The 22631-nt window shown below is 34.8% G+C and carries 14 protein-coding genes and 2 pseudogenes; 3 read left to right on the top strand and 13 right to left on the bottom strand.

All coding sequences use genetic code 11. From position 1 onward, the window contains the following. The first annotated feature begins 12 nt into the window (after positions 1 to 12). Both zwf and pgl read left to right on the top strand, forming a co-directional pair. The gene (gene zwf, locus BUC29_RS13535; protein ID WP_073416697.1) at positions 13 to 1545 is read left to right on the top strand and encodes a glucose-6-phosphate dehydrogenase; all 1533 of its coding nucleotides are present in this window, start codon (positions 13 to 15) and stop codon (positions 1543 to 1545) included. Beyond that, positions 1526 to 2242, top strand: a complete 717-nt coding sequence (gene pgl / locus BUC29_RS13540; RefSeq protein ID WP_073416698.1) for a 6-phosphogluconolactonase — start codon at positions 1526 to 1528, stop codon at positions 2240 to 2242. Before zwf ends, pgl begins: the two co-directional genes overlap by 20 nt. A gap of 93 nt (positions 2243 to 2335) precedes the next feature. Here pgl and BUC29_RS13545 read toward each other — a convergent pair whose 3' ends face one another. The 5 genes and pseudogenes from BUC29_RS13545 to BUC29_RS13565 all read right to left on the bottom strand — a co-directional run bounded on the left by BUC29_RS13545 (position 2336) and on the right by BUC29_RS13565 (position 8689). Next, positions 2336 to 2794 (bottom strand): response regulator, encoded by a 459-nt coding sequence (locus BUC29_RS13545; protein ID WP_073416699.1) that lies wholly within the window; start codon positions 2792 to 2794, stop codon positions 2336 to 2338. A gap of 6 nt (positions 2795 to 2800) precedes the next feature. Beyond that, on the bottom strand, positions 2801 to 5491 hold the full coding sequence (locus BUC29_RS13550; RefSeq protein ID WP_073416700.1) for a PAS domain-containing sensor histidine kinase: 2691 nt from the start codon (positions 5489 to 5491) through the stop codon (positions 2801 to 2803). Between the two features lie 185 nt (positions 5492 to 5676). Next, positions 5677 to 6123 (bottom strand): annotated as a pseudogene (locus tag BUC29_RS13555) (transposase); the annotation flags it as partial. A 119-nt stretch (positions 6124 to 6242) separates the two neighbouring features. After that, positions 6243 to 6620, bottom strand: coding sequence for a hypothetical protein (locus BUC29_RS13560; protein WP_073416702.1), 378 nt, complete (start codon positions 6618 to 6620; stop codon positions 6243 to 6245). Between the two features lie 203 nt (positions 6621 to 6823). Beyond that, on the bottom strand, positions 6824 to 8689 hold the full coding sequence (locus BUC29_RS13565) for a TonB-dependent receptor plug domain-containing protein (protein ID WP_073416703.1): 1866 nt from the start codon (positions 8687 to 8689) through the stop codon (positions 6824 to 6826). Positions 8690 to 8755: 66 nt separating this feature from the next. On the opposite strand from BUC29_RS13565, the gene BUC29_RS13570 reads away from it, so the two are divergent. Further along, positions 8756 to 10237: an aminotransferase-like domain-containing protein gene (locus BUC29_RS13570; RefSeq protein WP_073416704.1), complete on the top strand. Its 1482-nt coding sequence runs from the start codon at positions 8756 to 8758 to the stop codon at positions 10235 to 10237. 168 nt (positions 10238 to 10405) lie between these two features. Here BUC29_RS13570 and BUC29_RS13575 read toward each other — a convergent pair whose 3' ends face one another. From BUC29_RS13575 to BUC29_RS13615, 8 genes and pseudogenes are all read right to left on the bottom strand, one after another. Further along, positions 10406 to 11776, bottom strand: a complete 1371-nt coding sequence (locus tag BUC29_RS13575) for a Gfo/Idh/MocA family protein (protein WP_073416705.1) — start codon at positions 11774 to 11776, stop codon at positions 10406 to 10408. A 58-nt stretch (positions 11777 to 11834) separates the two neighbouring features. Then, the gene (locus BUC29_RS13580) at positions 11835 to 12932 is read right to left on the bottom strand and encodes an acyltransferase family protein (protein WP_073416706.1); all 1098 of its coding nucleotides are present in this window, start codon (positions 12930 to 12932) and stop codon (positions 11835 to 11837) included. 158 nt (positions 12933 to 13090) lie between these two features. After that, positions 13091 to 13963, bottom strand: coding sequence for a PKD domain-containing protein (locus tag BUC29_RS13585; protein WP_073416707.1), 873 nt, complete (start codon positions 13961 to 13963; stop codon positions 13091 to 13093). Between the two features lie 26 nt (positions 13964 to 13989). Then, positions 13990 to 15357, bottom strand: a complete 1368-nt coding sequence (locus BUC29_RS13590; RefSeq protein ID WP_084538651.1) for a DUF4832 domain-containing protein — start codon at positions 15355 to 15357, stop codon at positions 13990 to 13992. A gap of 66 nt (positions 15358 to 15423) precedes the next feature. Continuing rightward, positions 15424 to 16896: a RagB/SusD family nutrient uptake outer membrane protein gene (locus BUC29_RS13595; RefSeq protein WP_073416709.1), complete on the bottom strand. Its 1473-nt coding sequence runs from the start codon at positions 16894 to 16896 to the stop codon at positions 15424 to 15426. 12 nt (positions 16897 to 16908) lie between these two features. Further along, positions 16909 to 20163 carry a SusC/RagA family TonB-linked outer membrane protein gene (locus BUC29_RS13600; protein ID WP_073416710.1) on the bottom strand — a complete coding sequence of 1085 codons (3255 nt, stop codon included), beginning with the start codon at positions 20161 to 20163 and terminating at the stop codon, positions 16909 to 16911. 634 nt (positions 20164 to 20797) lie between these two features. Then, complete coding sequence (gene glmM / locus BUC29_RS13610; protein ID WP_073416712.1) at positions 20798 to 22180, bottom strand: phosphoglucosamine mutase; 1383 nt, start codon at positions 22178 to 22180, stop codon at positions 20798 to 20800. Between the two features lie 235 nt (positions 22181 to 22415). Beyond that, positions 22416 to 22631, bottom strand: a pseudogene (locus tag BUC29_RS13615) (glucosamine-6-phosphate deaminase); the annotation flags it as partial.

Here is a 22631-nt window from a genome sequence, read left to right on the forward strand (position 1 = left end):
CAACTACACACAATGACTAAAAATAAACTTAAGAATCCAACAATCATTGTTATTTTTGGAGGAACCGGAGATTTGGCAAAGAGAAAGCTCTTTCCCGCTTTTCAAAATCTGTACCTTGACGGACGTATGTCTGAAAAATTTCAGATTATTGCTCTTGGAAGAGCAGAAAAAACCAATGAAGATTTTCGCAGCTATGTTTTAGAAAACCTGAATCTTTTTTCAAGAAAAAAAGGAATTTCAGATCCTGAAACAGAAAAATTTCTTTCGCATATAACCTATCATAGTCTTGATATTGACAAAGAAGAATCGTATATTGGATTAAACGAAAAAATCAACAATTTTGACAAGGCTTTTGGCGAACGCGCTAATCGTCTTTTCTATCTTTCAATCACGCCTTCTTTCATTTCAACGATTTCAAGCAATATTAAGAAAATCGGACTTGCGGCTAATCCGAAACAAGATCGTATTATTATTGAAAAACCTTTTGGTTACGATAAAGCCTCTGCAATCGAATTGAACGAAATGCTTTCTGAGACTTTCAAAGAAGAGCAGATTTACAGAATTGATCACTATTTAGGAAAAGAAACGGTTCAGAATATTTTGGCTTTCCGTTTTGGAAACTCAATGTTCGAACCTTTATGGAGCCGAAATTTTATTGATTTTGTTCAGATTACCGTTGCTGAAGAAGTGGGCGTTGAAGAACGTGGCGGATTTTACGAAGGTGTCGGGGCTTTAAAAGATATGATTCAGAACCATTTACTTCAGATTTTATGTATGACAGCTATGGAAGCGCCTGCTTCATTAAATGCTGATGACATTCGTAATCGTAAAGCTGATGTTTTGAAATCAATACGTCGTATTAAACCGGAAGAAGTAGATCATTATATTGTAAGAGGTCAATATGCTGCAGGTGAAATAAAAGGAACTCCGGTTCCGGGATATCGTCAGGATAAAGGAATTGCTCCAGATTCTAATACAGAAACGTATGTAGCAATGAAAATTTATCTGGACAACTGGAGATGGCAGGGAATTCCGTTTTACCTGCGTTCCGGAAAAAGAATGGAAGAAAAACAATCTTCTATTATCATTCAGTTTAAACCTGTTCCGCATTCTTCATTTTCTTATGGAAAAGAAGGTATGACACCAAACCGATTGATTATCAACATTCAGCCTTCAATGGACATTAAACTGCAGTTTATGACCAAAAAACCAGGTTTATCAATGTCTTTAAGACCTGCCGAAATGGTTTTTGATTATTTTGCCTGCTCTACAATGTCACCAGAAGCTTATGAAACGTTAATTGCAGATGCATTGTTAGGAGATCCTACTCTGTTTATGCGCTGGGATCAGGTGGAAGAAGCATGGGATGCAATTGATACGATTCAGCAAGTTTGGAAAACAACTGCCCCAAACAATTTCCCTAATTACAAAGCAGGAAGCTGGGGGCCAGAAGAAGCCGATGAATTATTGGCGCGTCAGGGACATAAATGGATTCCGAACACACAAACAAAAGAAGAACTTTTAGATGATACAGATACACAATAATACAGAAGAAATTAATAAAACAGCTGCAGATCTATTTACGGCATCAGCTCAAAAAGCAATTGCTGAAAAAGGAAAATTTACAGCCGTTCTTACAGGAGGTTCTTCTCCGGCAGGGATTTACAAATTATTAGCTTCTGATGATTATAAAAACAAAATAGACTGGAGTAAAGTGTTCATTTTCTGGGGAGACGAACGCTGGGTTCCGCTTACCGATGATTTGAGCAATGCAAAAATGTCTTATTCAACTTTATTAAGCCACGTCCCTATTCCGTCAGAAAACATTTTTGAAATGTATAAAGATGGCGTTACGCCAGAAGAATATGCGGTTACATACGAACAGTCAATCAGAAAAGTTTTAGGCGAGGAAGGAAAGTTCGATCTTATTCTCTTAGGAATGGGAGACGACGGACATACGGCTTCTCTTTTCCCTGGTGAAGCAGTTTTAGAAGAACAAACCAAATGGGTTGATGCTTATTATTTAGCTCCTCAAAAAATGTATCGTATTACACTTACTGCGCCGTTAATTAATAAAGCAGAAAAAATTGTAGTAGTAGCGTTTGGAGAGAAAAAAACGCATGCTTTAAAAGAAGTTACTGCAGGAGAATATAATCCGACACTTTATCCGATGCAGTTGATTAAACCAATTTCTGGAGAGTTGTTGTTTCTTGTAGATAAAATTGCCGCGGGAGAGAATTAAAAAACTATTTATACAAATTACAAACGTTTATGCTAAAAAGCATAAACGTTTTTTTCTAAAATATGTAAAAGAAACAAATACCAAAATTAGTATTTACTCATCGCTGCAAGTAAATATATGTTTAGAACTGTTGAGTAAATTTAAAATAGCTTCTTTTAAATCCGGTCCTAAATTGGAAGTAATTATTCGCAGAACTTCTTTTAAATCATTAAAATTGTTTGGTTTAACAAAATAACAAACAGATCCTAAACCTGAAGCGGCTTCCATATCTTTTCTATGTGAAGACGTTGAGATCATAATTACGGGAATATCCTCATATTTTTCATCTTTTTTTAATAATTTCAGGCAGTCCCATCCATTCATAATCGGCATATTAAGATCGAGGAAAATGAGTTCCGGTTTTTCATTGATTGAGTTTAGTATTTCAAACACTTCTTTGCCATTACTTGCACAATGACAAATAATATCTTCATTTATTTCTTCTAATGCTTCACAAAACATTTCAGTATCATCAATGTCGTCATCAGCCAATAAAATTACTTTCTTTTCCATATTTTTTTAAATATCATTTTCATTTTGCTTTAAAGGAAGTGTTATCATGAAAACGGCTCCTTCGGCATTGCTTTCTGCAACAATATTTCCTCCGTGCCGTTCTGCAATTTTTTTACAAAGCGAGAGTCCTAAACCTGTTCCTTCGTAACTATCTTTAGAATTAAGACGGGTAAAGGTTTCGAAGATTCTCTCAGCTTGTTCAGGCTCAAAACCAATTCCATTATCTTCTAACAAAATTACTGCAAAATTTTGGCCTTCTTCGGAAATTATTTTGGAAGATATTTTTATTTGAGGCGGTGTATCATTTTTAGCAAATTTGATAGAATTATTGATAAGGTTATAAAAAAGCTGATAAAGAAGTACTGAAGCTCCTTCTAATTTTGGAAGATTATGATAAAGAATATTTCCTCTCGTTTTTTGTAAAGCGATTTCCAGATCAATTTCAATATTCTTTATAACTTCATTAAGGTCAACCAAAGTTGGTTTTTGAAGATCTGCATTGATTTTAGAATATGCCAAAACGCCATCAATCATGTTGTACATACGATCGGCTGCAACATGGATTCTATCAATAAATTTAGCTGCAGACTGGTCAATTTTTCCATCAAGATGATCTTCCAGCCTGCTTGTAAATGTTTTAATTTTCCGCACCGGTTCTTTTAAATCATGAGAAGCAACATGAGCAAATTGCTGCAAATCTTCATTCGAACGTTTTAATTCTTTAGTGCGGTCTGCGACTAGAATTTCTAATTTTTCAGTAATTGTTTTTTGTTCGTGAATATCGGTACAGGTACCAAACCATTTGATGATAACTCCTCTCGCATCTTTAACTGGTACTGCTTTACTCAAAAACCATCTGTATTGGTTTGTTTTTGCGTTTTTTAATCGAATCTCAAGCTGGTACGGAAGTCCATTTTGTACACATTGATACCAGATTTCTACTACTTTTGATACTTCATCAGGATGAATCGTTGGAGCCCAGCTTGAATCACCAAACTGATTTTCCTGAAAACCGGTATATTCATACCAGCGTTTATTATAATAATCAATAAATCCGTTTGGCTGGCCAGTCCAGATTATTTGGGGCACAAGATCGGCAAGCTGCCTGAATTTTTCTTCACTTTCTTTAACAATCTGCTGTACTTCTTTTTGTGAGGTAATATCACTCGAAGCACCAAACCATTCAATTATATTGTTTCGATCGTCGAGTATGGGTATTACTCTCGAAAATGCCCATCCAACTGTACCGTCTTCTTTTAAAACTTTATGTTCAAGCTCAAATATCTTTTTATTTGCTATGGCTTCTTCTATAAAACTAACTGCATTTTTTCGATCATCTGGATGAATATAAGTATCTATCCAATTGAGCAGTGGTTCATTTGTGTCTGAGGAAACTTCTGCTCCTTCGAGATTACGCATTATGGTCCAGTCAGAATTCATTCGGTAAACAACATCCGAAGAAGCATTAACCAAAGCACGGAATCGATTCTCGCTCTCTTCCATTCTTTTTCTTGCTTCTACTTGCTGGGTCACATCAACTGCTACCTGAATCATTCCGGTTATTTTTCCTTCTTCTACCAAAGGTCGATAGGCAAGATTATAATAATAGTTTCGCATTACTCCGGTACGACTATGCGGAACAAGTACTTCACTTTGGTCAAAAGGAATTCCTTCGTTGTAAACTTTTTGAACCTGCGTCCAGACATATTGTCCTTTTAATTCAGGCAAAACTTCGATCAATGGCCTACCTATGATTTCTTCGCCGCGGCCAATCATAGCGAGCATGTGTTTATTAATCTGCTCTATTACCAAATTGTCGCCCATTAATACCAAAGTTGGCGATGGTGTTTGATCGATCATTGATTTTAATCTGGCTTCGCTTTCTTCAATTTTTTTTCTGGATAAAAACTGTTGTTCTTCGGCTTGTTTAATTTCGGTAATATCACGAGTTGTACCTGCTATGGCTTCTACTTCGCCTTCTTCATTTAAAACCGGAGCAAAAATGTAATCGTAAATTCTCCTTCCTAATTCTGCATGCGGAAAAGAAACTGTCCCTCTTATAGGTTTCTTTGTAGCAACTACTTCATCAATTTCTCTTTCATGCATTTCTGCATGCCAGTCTTCATAACCATTTTCTCTTAATTGTTTTCCGATAGCATCTTCGGCAGATTTTCCCCACATGGTAAGAAGGGCTTTATTAGCATAAGTAAATTTATAAGATAAATCAAAAACATATACCAAATCTGGTGTTGTACCAGTAATAGAGTCGTAAAGCCTTTTTTGTTTTTCTGCCGCGATTAAGGCATTATTCAGCGTAATTTCTGTTTTTTTTCTTTCTGTAATATCTTCTGTGGTTACAACAAGGAGTTCGTCTTGTTTTACGGCAGTAAATTTAAACCAGCGCTGAATTCCATCTCCATCGTACCAGCATTCAAAATTTGCTGTAGTTCCAGTTTCGGCTGCATTAATAAATTTTTCGAGAATTCCGTTTTCTTTTATAGTTGGAAAAACATCACTGAACCGCTTATTTTTATACTCTATGTCGCCAATCCAGTTTTTTGTGTAAGCATTAAAAAGCAGTATCGAAAAGTCTTCTAATTTATTTTTGTCGTTGTATAAAGACTGCAAAACGGCGATTCCGTTTGCAGCAGAGTTAAAAACGGTTTGAAAGAGATCATTGTATCCTGCTGCTCCCATTGTGCCTTTTATATATGTAAGAGTAATTGTTTTTCTAATGCTTATTGTACTATTTTAGTGAAAAGTAATTATTTAAACTTTTTTTATTGTTACATTTTACAAAAGAAATTTTACATAATTTACTGCTAAATTCTTGTTTTTAGATATCTTTTGGCAAATCAAAATGAGTTTTAACTTAGCTTATTTCTTTTTTTAGAAAAAGTAAGTTTCTCTATTTCTCTAAGAAACTCTGAATCAAATTCAGAATAAGCGCGTAAAGTATATTTTTCATCGCGCTCATGCATTACCAGACGAATTTTCTGAACCATAAGCCAAATTGGTTCGTAACGTTTATGTCCTAGCAAATACTGAAGTTGTAAAATAGAAAATTTTCTTTTAGAAAGTGTCATTAATTCAATGCAGATCATCCAGTATTTTATGGGCAGATTAGAATTTTCCATAACGGTTCCCGATCGAAGGCTGATTCTGTTTTTGCATTTTTTACATTGAAATTTCAAATCTACTCTTCTAAAAGAATGAGAATCGTGTCCGCACTTTTTACAAATCAAACCATTCTCTAATCGTTTGTTTTTTAGTTCCTCAATGCAGGTTTCTTCATCATTATATTTTTCGAAGTATTTCCTTAATTCCATTTATTAAATAATCTTTCAGAAATTAAATATAAAATAATCTTTTCGCTAAAAAACGATCTTAAATAAAAAAGAGGAAATTCAAATAGAAAATCCTCTTTTAAAATTATAAAAAAATACAATTACAGTTTGTGGGCTATTTCTTTTTTATACTTGTTCAAAATAGATTTTGTCATCCCTAAATTGGCTTTGGTAGAATCTACAGCTAAATAAATAAAGTATTCCTGATTGTCAGAAACGTCGATGATATGAATTTGAGAAGTAAGCGTAATCATTACGTTGTCAACAACCTGACCTTGTAATTTTAAGGCTCTAATGGCATTCATTTCAGCTTTAACGACTTCAAGATTATAGGCAGAAGCCAGTTCAGGATCAAAATCACTCAAAACAGACTGCGAGTAATATGACATTCCGCTTCTAATTTCTGCTACAGAAACTGCAATAAAACCAGGTACGTTCTTTTTGAGATCCTCTCCGAATTGTTTTAAAAAATCAGACATATGTTTTTGGTTTAATAGAATTCTAAATGTTATTTCATGTGGTACTTAACACAAATTTATAGATCTGATTTTATTTAATTATCCGTAATACGTACCTATTTTTATTTTTTTTCTTACTTTTTTACAACAGAAAAATTTATCCAAAATCAAAAAGGGGAAGATTAAAATATCTTCCCCTTTTTGATAACTAACTCTTTTATAATTTAAAAAGTAACAAATTTTGCTCCTAAACTAAACCATCTTGCAGGTAAAGGAAATGCTCCAACTTCATAATAAGTAGTGTTGAAGATATTTTGTGCATCTAAGAAAATCGTAAACTTTTTAATAGACTGACTAATTCTCGCATCATTAATCCAGTAAGAAGCTCCGGTGACTCTTTCGTTAAAACGAGTTGCCAATAAAACGGAGAAATCTTTATGCTGAAAATCTATTGTATTGGTTACCTGATGTTTTAAAGATGAAATTAAATATTTAGAATATGGTTCCGGGCGTGTATCTTTAAATTTAGAATCAAGGTAAGAATATCCTAAAGTGAAATTCATTTTTGAATCATTAGAAAAATTAACTGTATACGATCCGCGCATGTTGATTCCGTTTGTAATCAAATCTCCATAGTTTTGACTTTGCCACGGCACCGTTGTTACCATTCTGGTCCAGTCGATGTAATTGCTTATTTCTCTGTAAAAATAATTCGCATTTAAGTTTAAAGATTTTCTGTTGAATTTAAATCCGAATTCTGTTTGAAAAGCATTTTCAGAAACCAAATCAGGATTTCCTATATTTCCCGGACGCTGATTCAAGTACAAGTCTGTAAACGAAGGAATCCTTTGACTAGTCCCCACATTAGCAATAACCTTAAACTCGTTTGTCAACTCGTAACTCGCATCAAGTCCTGGATAAATCTGCCATTTATAATCTGAATTATAATTTAAATATGTCCCTAAATTCACATTCAGTTTTTCAAAAAAAGACGTTCTGTATTCTGCATAAAGTCCCACATTTTCACGATCGTGATCACCAATATTAGACGAATGAATATCTTCATTTCTAAATTCGGCACCAAAACCAATTTCTCCATTTTCAGTTTTGATTGAAGAATTCAGTTCTGCCGCAATCGAATTGGTGTAATGCTGACTTCTTCCAACATTTAAATTATTGTTTCCTAAATATCTGTAATCGTCATAATTATATCTGTACGTAACTCTTGGCATAATTTTCCAATTGTCCGTAATTGAGTGTTTTGACTGAATGTTAGCAAAAGTAGTCTGCACAATTTCAGTAGAATTTTTATCTCCTGGTGCCGCATAAAATCCGTTTGCACCAAATCCGTTTTTTACATAACCAAACGAGCCTAAAATTTCATTAGAATCATTGATTTGAACATTTCCCTGATACAAGATTTTATTGTTTTCAAATCCTGTATTATAGCGGTATCCGTTGCTTTTGTCATGCGATGCAAAAATAGAATGCTGTTGTTTTTCTTTTCCTAAAACGGCACCAGCCTGAACTCCGGTTCCGTAAAATGTATCTCCGGTATCTTGAGTATCTTTTTCAAAATTAGAACCTGCATACGTACTCAATAAAACACCAGATTTTGTTGGTTTTTTAGTAATAATATTAATCGCTCCCGTTAAACTGTTGATTCCAAAAATTCTCGCAGCCGGACCACGCAAAACTTCGATTCTTTCAATTGCTTCGACAGGAAGAGGCAGGTTAAGCATATTATGAGCCGTTTGAGAGTCAATTATTTTCGCACCATTTAACAAAACAACAGTCTGCTCAAAACTTCCTCCGTCTACGCTTATATCTGCCTGTCCTCCAAAAGGTCCTCTTTGTCTGATATCAACTCCGTTTGCATATTGCAAAACTTCCTGAAGCGTTCTTCCCGGTAATTTTTTAATCGTTTCGTTACTAATAACATAAACGTTTCTGTTTTGTTTTGAAATTGGAGTACTCAATCGGTTTTCATGAATAATAACCTCATCAATTTCTATAATAGAGTCCTTTTTCGTCTGGCCATAAAAGCTGCTACAAATTAATGCTGTAACAGCAAAATAGATTTTTTTCATTTTGGTTTAAAATTTTTGCAAAAGTAGTATCTTGCCGTACTAATAAAGTATACCAGTTTTATAATTATGAGTGGTCCGGTTCAAATTCCTTTTCAAAGTTTTATTCGGCTTAAGCCGGAAGAAAACATGGCAATCTATCTGCAGATCGTTTTTGAATTTATAAAAGCAATACAAACTGGATTTCTTCCCGAGGGAACAAAATTGCCTGGTACACGCATTTTATGTAAACTTTTGTCTGTAAACCGAAATACTTTAATTAAGGCTTTTCAGGATTTAGAATCGCAGGGCTGGATTGAAACCCTTCCGAATAAAGGAACTTTTATTCTTTCTCAGCATAAACAAAAAAATAGTACTGAATTTATAATTTCGAAACAAGAAAATCATTCTCAGATCAATACCGGTTTTGAATTCAGACGTTCAACTATTCTTGAAAATCCTACTGAAAAAAATAATCTTACTTATCAGTTTAATGACGGAATGCCGGATTTACGTTTGGTTCAAAATGATATTTTGGCGCGTCTTTATGTTTCAAAATTAAAAAGACAAAAAACTTCAAAAACATACGAACAGATTCAAATTCGGTCGCATTTGAATTTTAAAACCCATTTTTCAAATTATCTGAATCTTACACGCGGTTTGCGAATTTCTACGTCAAACTTACTCACAACGAGCAGTCACGAAATTAGTTTGTATCTGGTTACAAAAGTGTTGATTTCTTCTGGCGATAAAGTGGTTGTGGCTTCTCCGGGATATTATATTTCAAACATGACGCTGACGAATACCGGCGCGCAGATTATCACAATTCCCGTTGATCAGTACGGAATTGATACGAATCGTTTGAAAGAAATTTGCGAAGAAACCAAAATCAGGCTTTTATATCTGACTTCCAATTACAATTATCCTACAACAATTTCGTTGAGTGCCAAAAGAAGAAAAGAATTATTGGAACTCGCCAATCAATACGGATTTGTGATTCTGGAAGATGATTATGATTTTGATTTTCATTATGATAATAATCCAATTTTGCCTTTAGCGGCTTTTGATTCCAATCAAAAAGTGGTTTATATTGGTTCGTTTGGAAGATCGCTTCCGTCTGGATTTAGTTATGGTTTTGTGGCTGCGCCGCCCGAATTTATTGCTGAACTAGAAAAACATCAAAATATTCTCGAACCCGGAATTGATGTTCTCAAAGAACAGGTTTTAACGGAATGGATTAACGAAGGCGAAGTGCACAGGCTTTCGAAAAAAAATAAAAAAATCTATAAAGAACGCCGTGATTATTTTGTTTTCTTACTGAATGAAAAACTAAAAGGCAAGATTAAATTTAGAGTTCCTGCAAGAGGTTTGGCGGTTTGGATTGAATGGCTTGATAAATTCAATTTGATTACACTGCAAAAAGAATGCGCCAAAAATGATCTGTTTCTGCCCAAAACCATTTTATATCAAACTAAAGATCTGACCGCTACAAGATTGGGTTTTGGACATTTAGAAAAAGAAGAAATGGAAAAAGCTGTTTCTATTTTGTGTAAATCTATCGAGACTATTTAGTCATTTTAAAAACATAACCCGTAGTTCAACCACTGGCTATCTTTACATCACTATTATTTAATCAAGACTTGATTTTTTATACAAAAAAGCCTGTAAATTCGGGATTTACAGGCTTTTGGATAACTAACAATATTAACACTAAAAACTAAATGCTCGATTTAATAAGTTTTATTTAGAAAACTCAACTGTACTCAATTTTTTCCAGCTTCCGCGGGTAAAATCCGGAATTTCAACCGGAGCTGAATTATTATCTAAAGAGATTTCTGTTAACGGACTTAAACAAGACCATTCGGCTAAATCGTAAACGTCCATATCAAGCGGAAGTCCTTTTTGCAGACAATAAAACATTCTGTAATCCATAATAAAATCCATTCCGCCGTGACCGCCCACTTTTTTGGCCATTTCTTCTATATCTTTTACGATTGGATTTTTATATTTTTCCATTAAAATCTTTTTTACATCCTCAGATACAAATTCTTCGGCATTAAGATTTTGATAGTTTTTAGAAATTTCTGCTCCGGCTTCTTTGGCATCAATTGCGTAACCTTCTACCGGATATTTATTAGCAAAACCTTTTGTACCAGATAATTGATACATTCTGCTGTAAGGTCTTGGACTTGTAACATCATGCTGAATCTGGATTGTTTTTCCCATTTCGGTACGAATCATCGTCATTGTGTGGTCTCCATTTCTAAAATCGGTTACCACTTCTCCTGTTTTTTCTTTTATAAATGCTGGATTTCCAACTGCTTTGGTATCCATAGAAACAAGGAAATTCATTTTGTCACCTCTGTGAATATTTAAAGCTAAACAAGCTGGGCCCATTCCGTGTGTTGGGTAAATATCTCCTCTGTGTTTGCGATTGTAATCCATTCTCCAGTTATTCCAATAGTTTTGCCAATACGGCTGAAGTCCATGAATATAAGATCCTTCGGCGTGAAGAATTTCTCCAAATAAACCTTGTTGCGCCATGTTTAAAGTTGTCAATTCGAAGAAATCGTAAACACAGTTTTCCAGCATCATACAGTGTTTACGTGTTTTTTCGGCAGTATCAATAACCTCCCAAATTTCTTTCATAGTTAATGCTCCCGGAACTTCTACAGCTACGTGTTTTCCGTCTTTCATAGCCTGTACAGCAATATTCGCATGATGTTTCCAATCGGTTACGATATAAACCAGATCGACATTATCTAGTTTTGTTACTTTTTTCCAGGCGTCTTCTCCAAAAAATTCCTGCGCTTTTGGTGCTCCAAGTTTGGCTAATGTATCGTTTGCCGCTTTAGTTCTTTCTTCCAGCATATCGCATAATGCCACAATTTCTACTCCGGGAATATGCGGAATACGTTCTACTGCACCTGTGCCACGCATTCCCAGACCAATAACTGCTACACGAACATGCGGAATTGCTGGTGTTGCCAAACGTAAAACATCGGTTTGCCCTTTGTCTCTTTTTGGTGTTTTGGTTTTAATAAGCTGCGCCGATGTATCGCAGACTTTGAATAGCAAAAATGCTAGTAATAAAATTTTTAAGCTTTTCATTTTGTTTATTTTAATGATATTTTTTGTTTGAACGTTTTATTTGTAACCATTTGTTTTATTACACTTTTATATAGGTTTTGTTTTTGTGCATATACCAAAGTATGAAATAAAGAATTCCAAAACCGGCCAAGTCGCAAAATGCGTCATAATAAGCGCCTGTAAATTGCTCAAACCCGAAAAAAATCTGCTTGGCTATTAAGGAGAAATTAAAAACATGCGACCCAACATAAGCTGCAATTGCATTTAGACCAATTACTCTAAATGGATAAGCCCATTTTGTATAACCCTGAACGTCGACAAGCCAATAGAATAAAGCTAATAAAACAAAGCTGATTCCTGATGAAAAAATTACAAATGAACTTGTCCATATTTTTTTAATAATAGGATGCCAAATACCAATTATTAATGACAGAATAATTGCGGTTACTCCGATTAAGAAAAGGTAAAGTGCTATTTTTTTTCTTGAAAGAGAAGACAAAAGCAATTCTCCGGCAAACAATCCTGATAATGTTGTGGCTGTAAATCCTAAACCTGTTAAAAGCCAGGAATACTGTGTTTGATCGTAAAACGGTCCAAAAACCTGCTGATCGATAAATATTGGAAGATTTTTTTCTGGTAATAATTCGAAATTGTGACCAAAATAACTCGGAATTGATAATAAGACTGCATATAGAACGAGACAAATTATAAAGAAGATATATCTTCCTCTTTTTGATAAATTCAAATAAGCAATACACGAAAATAAATAACCTACTGCAATCGCCTGAAGTGTATTACTGAAGATGTGAAATTTTGAGATGTTTAGTTCAAGAAGATTTCCCTGCACAGTCCATCCTAATATAAACAACACTACAAATCGCTTTAAAATATGTCGATATACTGTAAAATCTGATTCTGACTGTATACTTCTTTTTCCTAATGAAAACGGAATTACAACGCCTACAACAAATAAGAATAATGGCATAATAACATCATACAAATGAAAACCAATCCATTCAGGATGTTCAAACTGATCGGCAAGTATTTTGGTTAAACTTGTATTTGCTGCTGCATTTAAATTATAGAAAAATCGGTCTGCCACTATAATCATCAAAAGATCAAATCCTCGCAGTACGTCTACAGACATTAATCGGTTATTGGCAATTGTTTTAGTCATATTCTCAATTTCTTTTTTTAATAATCCCGGATTATTTTAATCGACCGGGATTATTTTAATTATGTAAACTCGATAGCTTATGCCATTTGGCTTAAAAAAATTAATCTCCAAAAAACTCTCCGCCAAATGGCACATTTTGACCGGCTATCGATGACAAACTACAATTGAAGTGTAGAGAACTTAGGTCCTTCAGGGAAGTTGGCAACTAATCCCCAGCCTGAATTCATTTCGGTAATGGCAATACCTATTGAACTTCCTAATGTCCCTAATTGTGATTTCGGAATACTGAATTCGATCGCATTTGTGGTGTCATTTAAACTAACAATTGATGACGCTTTTAAATTTGCTCCAGAACCTGCAATTCCGGCCCAGCCCCAGCCACCGTTTGGATCGGTATGGTTGTAGAATTGTCCCCAGCCGTTGGTTACAACCGGACCTTCGAATAAAAATTCTGCTCCAGAACCTTGTGACCAATTGCTGTGTAAGAATCCCGTTTGGGTATTTCCATCGGTATTGATGTACATATCAACCAGTTCCATCAGCATTTTTTTGTTTCCTTCTAAATACACATTTACATTTGGACCTCCAGCCCAGATTTTAATTTTTTGAATGGAACCGTTTCCAGAAGTATTTTGATCGGTTACGGCAACATCATCCCAATCTGTAAATTTTCCGTCGATTTTAATATCTATAATAATAATTCTTGGGGCAGTTATGGTTTTGGTGATGAATGCTTCTTCGCCTTTATCGTTTGTTACGGTCAAAGAAACTCTAATTTCACCTCCAATTTTATAGGTATAAACTGGATCTTTTTCTCCGGATGTATAATATAAATCTCCAAAATCCCATCTGTACTTTGTTCCGTTTGTTGAAAGATTGGTAAAAGTGAACGTACTTCCATCATTTGTAAATGAAAAATCTGCGGTTGGTTTTGTCGCTGAATCGTCTGACGAACTATCGCTCGAACAAGCCGTTAGCAATAACATAGCGGCTAGTAATGTTATGTATTTGGTTAGTTTTATTTTTTTCATGGTTTTTAATTTAAATGTTTTGATAACTATTTAATGATAACCGTTTGTGATAATTTATTGAAACCTGTTGCCGTTTCCCATACTCCTGTATTGGCAAAGCGAATACAATAATCAGGTCTGTCAACTAGTTTTGTTGAGCTGTCTTCAATCTTAAGAAGCAATTCATAAGTTCCTGCCGGAATTCCGGATAAGTTCACTGATTCTTTCAAATCGTACGTTACTCTTGGCACTACTTTTCTAACATCTAAATTTAACTTTTTCTTATAAACTGTTCCGCCAGAAGTTGCTCTTAAAATTAAATAAGCATTTTTCGGATTATAAACCGGTGCAAAACCACCGTTATTTAATAATGCCTGAAACTCTAAAGTACCATTTACAGCTGCTTCTTTTTTAACACTTGACGATGCTAATGAAAGTCTGTAACCCAGCTTTCTTTCAAAGTCTGTAAAGCAGTTGTTGTTTCTCCATTCCTGCAGAACCGGACCGTAATAATCAAGATTTAGATACGTCCATTTTAAAAGAGACATTTCTTTTTCGGCAGTACTGCAGCTCGCAACCGGAACATCTGTTGGCGGACAAGTTTCTCCTCCTGTTGGTACATAAAGGGCTTCATTGCTTATATATGTTTTTTCGGAAGTAATGTCTATATATGTTCCGTAATCGTCAACACTTGCCATGAAACAGTCGTTATGAAAACCTAAACGAGCTGTATTTGAAGTTCCGTAACCAGCTGTCGCGTCCATTGCTATTGTTGTTCCAACGTAATCTTGTTTGATTTTTGGAGTTCTTAACTGAATTTTTACTTCTTTTGGAAAAGATGCTAAAAGCTTGTCTATAATCAGTTTTTTATTTGCCGGCGTTGTAAGCTGGTTTGTAGTGTAATACCATTCTCCCCAAGCTCCAACAAATCCTGCCTGAACAAAAGCAATTACATCTTTGTTTTCTTCCAAAATTGGCTTCAACTGATCTAAATGGCCTGAAATAACAGCCACAGAAGCATCAGAACCATCTTGTGAATCTGTATACGCAAAACGTAAAACACATTTTAATCCAGCTTCTCTAAGACGCGTAAAATCAGTTTTGATAAGATCTAATTCTGTCTGGCTTAAAGCCGAAGTTTTAAACTTTTCCAAATAATACAAACGCAGAATAAGACTTACGTTTTCTTTTTTCAGATTGTTTAAAGATGCAGCCGTCATTGCCGCACCTTCTGAATTTACCTGCCACGTATGCATAAATCCACGTTCCGGATTTGTAAAAACTTCGTTGGATGCAGTATACGTTACTTTTGAAGTTCCGTCTACTTCTCCTCCATCATTTTTATCACCTCCATCGCTTTGACAGCTTGACGCGACATTTAGAAAAAGGCAGATTAACATTAGTAAATTTTTCATTTTTTGTATAATTAAATTATCCTGATTTATTTTATTCCTTCACCAATTGTGATATCCGTCTTCTAATTAATTATATCCAGGATTCTGAATAAATTTACCTTTTCCTTCGCTTATTCTTTCTAAAGAAAATGGCATTAAAGCTTTGTAAGGGGCACTTTGACTTGCTGAACCGTTTAAGGCAAGAGCATGTTCTGTATATTTTCCGTGTCTGATTAAGTCTGAACGATATTGTCCGTTTTCACACCAGTATTCGTGAGATCTTTCTAAAAGAATCATATCGTTGAATTTGGCAAGCGTGTTATAATCAGCTAATTGAATTTCGCTGATCTGTGCTCTCTTTCTCACAATGTTTACCAAATCAATTGCTTCTTGTGTTGGCGTTCCGGTTTTATTTACCAATGCTTCAGCTTTTGATAAAATAACATCAGCATAACGATATACAATAATATCTACCGTTGTTAATGCTGTTGTTCTGGCTGCATCCGGATCGATTTTTAACGGAATTGGTCCTAACTGCATATAGTTTGCAGGATTTTGTCTGTTGTATGTTACGCCATCAGTTCCTGTAAACTCGGCAACAAGTGCTGTTTTACGAATATCTGTAGCTTCAAAAGAATCATAAAAAGTCCATGAGCTTTGAATAGTTCCGTAACCGCCGCGGCCCGGAAAATTATTTGGTAATGCCATTAACTGCCATTGGTTTTCGCTGGTTCCTGCATAATCTGCCGGAACTGCCCAGATTACTTCTTTACTGTCTACTGGCGCTTTTACATCCCACAAACCAACATAATTTGATTCTAATGCATAATAATTCATTGCCATGATAGCATTGGCCTGTTCCTCAACTTCTGCCCATCTTTTTTCATGAAGATATAATCGTATCAAAATCATTCTTGCCATTCCGCTGCTGAATCTTCCGTAAGCAGTCTCGGCAGGAGATTTTAAATCTGCCGCAGCGTCTTTTAAATCATTTTCAATAAAACTTACCATTTGTGCATTTGTAAGTCTTGCCAAAGGTTCTTCTTTCAAAGGATTTTTTAATACATCTAAAGGCGCTACAACAAGCGGTCCGTATAAATCAAAAAGTTCGTAAGCCAATAATCCTCTTGCGCATTTGATTTCAGCAATAGCTTGCTTTTTTATCAACTCATTTACATTTGATGACTGGATTCTGTCGATGCTCAAAGTCATACCGCTTATTTTGTTGTAAAACACATCATAAAAACGTGTAAACGCTGTCGACGTTGCTTTATAACTGTGCAGAGAAGCTTCTTGCTGTACACCGTAAGGGCCTTGCAGAATTTCTGTAGTTGCATCCAGCATAAACATTAATCCGTTTTCTGAAGTAGAGTGGATTCCGTTTCCGTATGAACCTCTTAACGGATAATAGGCAGAAGCTACTATAGCCTGAATATCAGCCTCCGAGCTTGGAAAAATACTCGGGTTAATTTCATCGTAATTGATAGACTCCAGATCTTCACTACATCCGGAAAAGGCAAGCATCAATAATACAACTATATAATTTTTTAAATTTTTCATATCTCTTTTTTATTAGAACTTAAGATCAATACCTACTGTGTATGTTTTTACATTTGGATAAGCTGCTGCATATCCATCTGTTTCAGGATCTATACCATCATATTTTGTAATGGTAAAAAGGTTTTGCCCGTCAAGTCTAATTGCTGCTCCCTGCATGTATTTTCCAAACCATTTTTTTGGAAAATTATAGCTAAGTGAAACACTTTGTAAACGAACAAATGAAGCGTCTTGCAGGAAGAAATCTCCTGAACCATATTGTGTATATCCAAAATGCGAACCCGGACGTGTATTGGTTGGATTATCCGGAGTCCATCTGTCATAAATACTTCTTATGGCATTTCTACCATTTTGTGCCACACCTACTGCAGTTACGCCATAAGCAAAATCAGTCTGATCAACAATTTTTCTTCCAAACATTCCATTAAACTGAAAGTTTAACTGAAAGTTTTTCCAGATAATTGTATTGCTTAAACCTGCTACAAAATCCGGATCTGATGAACCCAATAAAACAGTATCAGCTTCGTCAATTTTGCCGTCTGGAGCACCTGTTCTTAAGAATACTCCATTTTCATCCGTTACCGGATTTCCGTTCGCATCTCTCACAAAACCATTAAGATCTTTAATTTTAATTTGTCCCGGATATAAATCTGGCTGCGCCGGAACCACTTCTCCAATCTGCATAACACCATCAGCAATTTGGCTATATTGTGCACGAACAGGATCATTATAATTCATATAAACTGAAGGTTTCCAGTCTGGAGCACGTTCTTTCCAGTTTGTTCTAAATTGTGAATAAGTAAAAGTCGTATTCCATTTTAAATCTGGACTATCAATGTTTTTTGTAGTTAATGTAACCTCAACACCTTTACTTTGTGTGCTTCCAATATTTGCCCAAACCGTGTTGATTTCCTGATAACTATTTATTGGTTTTACGGTTAACAAGTCAGAAACTACTCTGTCATAAACCTCAACCGATCCTGAAACTCTTCTGTTTAAAATTTCAAAATCAAGACCTAAATTCTTTTCTGTTGTTGTTTCCCATTTCAAATCAGGGTTTTCAAGTCTTGAAGGGAATACGCCAATTATTATCGATTCATCTGGATTTAAATAAGCCGGCTGTGCATAGAAAGCTCCAAAAGCACTTCCTCCAATAGAAGCATTACCCGTTTGTCCGTATCCAAATCTAAGTTTAAGCTGCGATACATAATTGTTTATCTTTCTCATGAATGATTCCTGAGAAACATCCCAACCTACTGCAATTGACGGAAACAATCCATATTTATTGTTTTTTGCAAATACACTCGCTCCGTCACGACGAATTGTCGATGTAAGCATGTATTTATCCTTGTATGAATAATTGAATCTGGTAAAATAAGACACAAAATTATTTTCAGATTTTGATGATGCTGTAACTTTTGTTCCTGCACCGGCATTAATATTATTCCATAAAAAAGCATCTGTAATAAAATTGCTGTTTCCTAATGTAGCCGCTTCTGTTCTATAAGTTTGCTGCGAATAACCAACCATCAGACCAAAAGTATTGTCTTCCATTATTTTTGTTGTATAGTTTAATGTGAAGTCAAATAAATCATCGTTTTTTTCCTGAGAATTTATCGTTGCCTTACCATTTTCTAAAGCCCCATACAAAGTAGTTCTTGGCAGGTAAGTACTTCTTTTTGAATTTCCCTGATCAAAACCAGCCTGAAATCTTGCTGTAAGTCCCGCAATTGGTTTTATCTCTGCATAGAAATTTGTTAATGTACGATCGATAACACCTTCATCAGAAATGGTTAATAATGAATACGGGTTTGGTTCTAAAGCATTATCTGGGTTTATTGGATAATTTCCTAGTTCATCTATCGCTAAAATTTCCGGGCTCTGTTGTATCGCTGATCTTATGATTCCTGAATTTTCAAACTGATCGCCTCCCAATTGTGAGTTTTGATTTTTGATTCGGCTTTTGGTCATATTCATACCAAAATTGATATAATCTGTCAGTTTTTGATCAATGCTGAAATGTAAAGTGCTTCTCTTTAAACCAGAATTTTTAATAACTCCTTCCTGATTGAATAAGTTTCCTGATAAAAAGTATTTTGTAGATTTTGTTCCTCCACGCAGTGAAAGGTTATTTTGTTCGATCATTCCGTCTCTCGTTACAAGTCCAAGCCAGTCTGTTCCTCTTCCTGCGTTTCTGATTTGCTCATCAGAATAAAGTCTCTTATACGGAATTCCGTTTACCGGAGCTGCATTTGCTTCTTCCAGAGTTTTAGGAGAATATGGATATACTTTATTAATAAATTCCCAGTTTTCTTTTGCAGCTTCGTTTCTTAACTGCATCCATTCTTTTAAATCTAAAACTTCATACGCATTATTATAAGCCTGATAAGAATAAGAACCTGAATAATCCACTCTTACATCGCCTTCTTTTCCTTTTTTTGTCGTAATTAAGATTACACCATTTGCAGCTCTGGCTCCATAAATTGCTGTTGAACTCGCATCTTTTAAAACCTCAATAGATTCGATATCATTTGGGTTAAATGAATTTAAAATACTTTGCGTTCCGCCATTGTAACGATTTCCAGTTCCCGGCTGTTCTAAATTTGTAACCGGAAATCCGTCTATAACTATTAAAGGATCATTACTTGCGTTAATAGAACCTGCTCCACGAATCTGGATATTAAATCCTCCGCCTGGCTGCGCGCTGTTTTGAGAAATTTGCAAACCGGCAACTTTACCCTGAAGTGCTGTTAAAACTGAAGGTGCAGAAGATAAAGTCAGTGTTTCTCCTTTTACTGAAGAAATTGCACCTAATACATTTTTCTTCTTTTGAGTTCCGTAACCTACAATAACTACCTCATTTAAGCTTTTTGACGATGGAACTAATGAGACTTTGATTGTTGTTTGTCCGGCTATTGCAACTTCTTTTGTTTCGTAACCTACATAAGAAAACAAAAGCGCTTCTGTGGCAGCAGGAACTACGATTGTATAACTTCCGTCAAAATCTGTTGTCGTTCCTCTTGAAGATCCTTTCGGCAAAATGGTAACTCCAATCATTGGCTGCCCCAATTCATCTAAAACAATTCCTTTAATTGTAATATCTGCTTCTGATTTTTTGTTCTCTATTTTTGATTTTCCGCTGCTCTCTGTAGAGGAAGCTGCGCTTACTTTTAAAACAGAAACTATCAGGAATAAGACCGTGAGTAATGTCTTAAAATTGAATTTTATTTCCTGATAGTTACTGTATAATAACTTGTTACTTTTTTTCATATTATTCTGGTTAGTTTAATGGTTAATGTAAAAAGCAAACTTTGCGTGAGTAAAAATTGGTTAAGGCTTTTAGCAAACGCAAAGCGAAATGGGTCGGTTATGTTTTTTTTGATTTCATAATTTTTGTCTGTTTTTTGTTTTTGTTTTGTTTGGTTATTTTTTGTTTTTCTGATATTTTTTTCTTTCTCTAATCTATTTCCAATCAATTTTAAGAAAGGATATTTTTCGAAATTTTAATCTGTTTTTTTATTCGTTAAAATTGAATTTTACACCTAAAAAATGTGTCTAAAAAGTCCTCGTTTTAAACTTACTTATGGCTAAACTAAATAATATTTTTTAATAAACAATGCCAAAATCAAAAAAATGTGTTCGTGCACATAAAAAAAGTGTTTTCGAGCACATTTTTTAAAAAAAGTATTATTAAATTCTTATCATTTTTAATTATTTACATTGTAAGAATTTAAAAAATTGTGTAAAAAATTTTATTATAACCTGAAATACAAATCATTTATTTTAATATTCATTTAATTAAAAAATGCAGTTAAATGATTTTTTTATTATTTTAAAATCAGCACTTTATTGATTTAATGATAAATTTAAATTTTGTCTGTACCCATTTTTTACACCACTATTTTTACAGTAAATTTTCAATGACCGAAATAAATTTTTCCGCCAGTTCGTCGGCATTTTTTTGTGACTTACTTTCGGTATAAATTCTAATGATTGGTTCTGTGTTTGATTTTCTCAAATGAACCCACTCTTCCTCAAAATCTATTTTGACTCCATCGATGCAATTTGGCTTTTCATCTTTGAATTTTTGAGTAATTTTTTCCAAAACTTCATCAACATTGATTTCGGGAGTCAGCTCAATTTTACTTTTACTCATATAATAATCCGGATAGCTTTTGCGAAGCGTTTTGCACGATATTTTTTGATGTGCCAAATGCGATAAAAACAATGCCGTTCCCACTAACGAATCCCGTCCGTAATGTGACGCCGGATAAATAATTCCACCATTTCCTTCTCCGCCAATTATAGCTTTTGTTGTCTTCATCAATTCCACCACATTAACTTCACCAACAGCACTTGCCTGATATTTTCCGCCGTGTTTTAAAGTAATGTCCCGTAATGCTCTCGAAGATGACAAATTAGAAATCGTGTCGCCTTTTGTTTTTCCTAAAACATAATCGGCGCAGGCAACAAGCGTATATTCTTCGCCAAACATTGAACCGTCTTCGCAAATAATTGCCAGACGATCAACATCTGGATCAACCACAATTCCGAAATCGGCTTTTTCTGCTACAACCAATTCTGAAATATCAGTCAAATGTTCTTTTAAAGGTTCCGGATTATGTGGAAAGTGTCCGTTTGGTTCGCAATATAATTTCACACATTCTACTCCTAATTTTTCTAATAAACTTGGAATCGCAATTCCGCCCGTAGAATTAACGGCATCGACAACTACTTTAAAATTGGCTTTTTTAATCGCTTCAACATCAACTAAATCTAATTTTAAAACTTCGTCAATATGTTTTTCAATGTAACCTTCTTTCTTTTCGTATTTTCCTAAATCATCCACTTCTGCAAAATGAAAATTTTCATCTTCGGCGATTTTTAGGATTTTTTCTCCAGCCTCGGCATTTAAAAATTCTCCTTTATGATTTAGTAATTTCAAAGCGTTCCATTGTTTCGGATTATGACTTGCCGTAATAATGATTCCGCCATCAACTTTATCCAAAGTCACTGCAATCTCAACAGTTGGTGTTGTCGATAAACCAATATCAACCACATTAATTCCTAAACCCGTAAGCGTATTCGAAACCAGATTGCTAATCATTTCTCCCGAAATTCGGGCATCTCTCCCTATAATTACGGTTAACGATTGATTTGAGTTTTCACTTTTAAGCCACATTCCGTAAGCTGCGGCAAATTTGACAGCATTTACCGGAGTTAAATTTTCATTAACAACCCCGCCAATTGTTCCTCTTATTCCTGAAATTGATTTTATTAATGCCATTTTTGTATAATATTTATGCTGTGAAAAAATCTAACCGCAAAGCGCGCAAAGTTTTTACGCAAAGTTCACTAAGTAGTTTTTTAGTTGAATTTTCAATTCAAAGTCCGCAGAGCTTTATTTAAAAAGCTGTGTGTGATTTAAGTGCAGCTTTTAAAAATCTTTTTAATCCATTTATCCCGATAGCTATCGGGAGTGGCAAAAACTTAGTACCTCAGCAGCTTAGAACCTCAGCAGCTTAATAATGCCATCTGACAAAAGCCTCCATTGCTGCGTAGCTTGAAAGTCCCATTTGTTGGTAAACTTGTGCCGTTTCTTTATTTCGGTCTTCGGCTCTCTGCCAAAATTCTCTTGAATCAGTTCCCTGAAACACAACACCGTCTTTCTGTGATTGGTGTTTGAATATTCCGTGGCGTTTTGCCAAAACCTGATCCGGACTCATTGGCACCGCCAT

It is taken from the genome of Flavobacterium defluvii (genome assembly GCF_900129555.1).
GTDB lineage: Bacteria > Bacteroidota > Bacteroidia > Flavobacteriales > Flavobacteriaceae > Flavobacterium > Flavobacterium defluvii.

Coding starts and splice junctions, on each gene's coding strand:
- glmM (WP_073416712.1), bottom strand. CDS start 22,180: ATGGCATTAATAAAATCAATTTCAGGAATAAGAGGAACAATTGGCGGG.
- BUC29_RS13545 (WP_073416699.1), bottom strand. CDS start 2,794: ATGGAAAAGAAAGTAATTTTATTGGCTGATGACGACATTGATGATACT.
- BUC29_RS13570 (WP_073416704.1), top strand. CDS start 8,756: ATGAGTGGTCCGGTTCAAATTCCTTTTCAAAGTTTTATTCGGCTTAAG.
- BUC29_RS13590 (WP_084538651.1), bottom strand. CDS start 15,357: ATGAAAAATTTACTAATGTTAATCTGCCTTTTTCTAAATGTCGCGTCA.
- pgl (WP_073416698.1), top strand. CDS start 1,526: ATGATACAGATACACAATAATACAGAAGAAATTAATAAAACAGCTGCA.
- zwf (WP_073416697.1), top strand. CDS start 13: ATGACTAAAAATAAACTTAAGAATCCAACAATCATTGTTATTTTTGGA.
- BUC29_RS13585 (WP_073416707.1), bottom strand. CDS start 13,963: ATGAAAAAAATAAAACTAACCAAATACATAACATTACTAGCCGCTATG.
- BUC29_RS13580 (WP_073416706.1), bottom strand. CDS start 12,932: ATGACTAAAACAATTGCCAATAACCGATTAATGTCTGTAGACGTACTG.
- BUC29_RS13575 (WP_073416705.1), bottom strand. CDS start 11,776: ATGAAAAGCTTAAAAATTTTATTACTAGCATTTTTGCTATTCAAAGTC.
- BUC29_RS13595 (WP_073416709.1), bottom strand. CDS start 16,896: ATGAAAAATTTAAAAAATTATATAGTTGTATTATTGATGCTTGCCTTT.
- BUC29_RS13600 (WP_073416710.1), bottom strand. CDS start 20,163: ATGAAAAAAAGTAACAAGTTATTATACAGTAACTATCAGGAAATAAAA.
- BUC29_RS13565 (WP_073416703.1), bottom strand. CDS start 8,689: ATGAAAAAAATCTATTTTGCTGTTACAGCATTAATTTGTAGCAGCTTT.
- BUC29_RS13560 (WP_073416702.1), bottom strand. CDS start 6,620: ATGTCTGATTTTTTAAAACAATTCGGAGAGGATCTCAAAAAGAACGTA.
- BUC29_RS13550 (WP_073416700.1), bottom strand. CDS start 5,491: ATGGGAGCAGCAGGATACAATGATCTCTTTCAAACCGTTTTTAACTCT.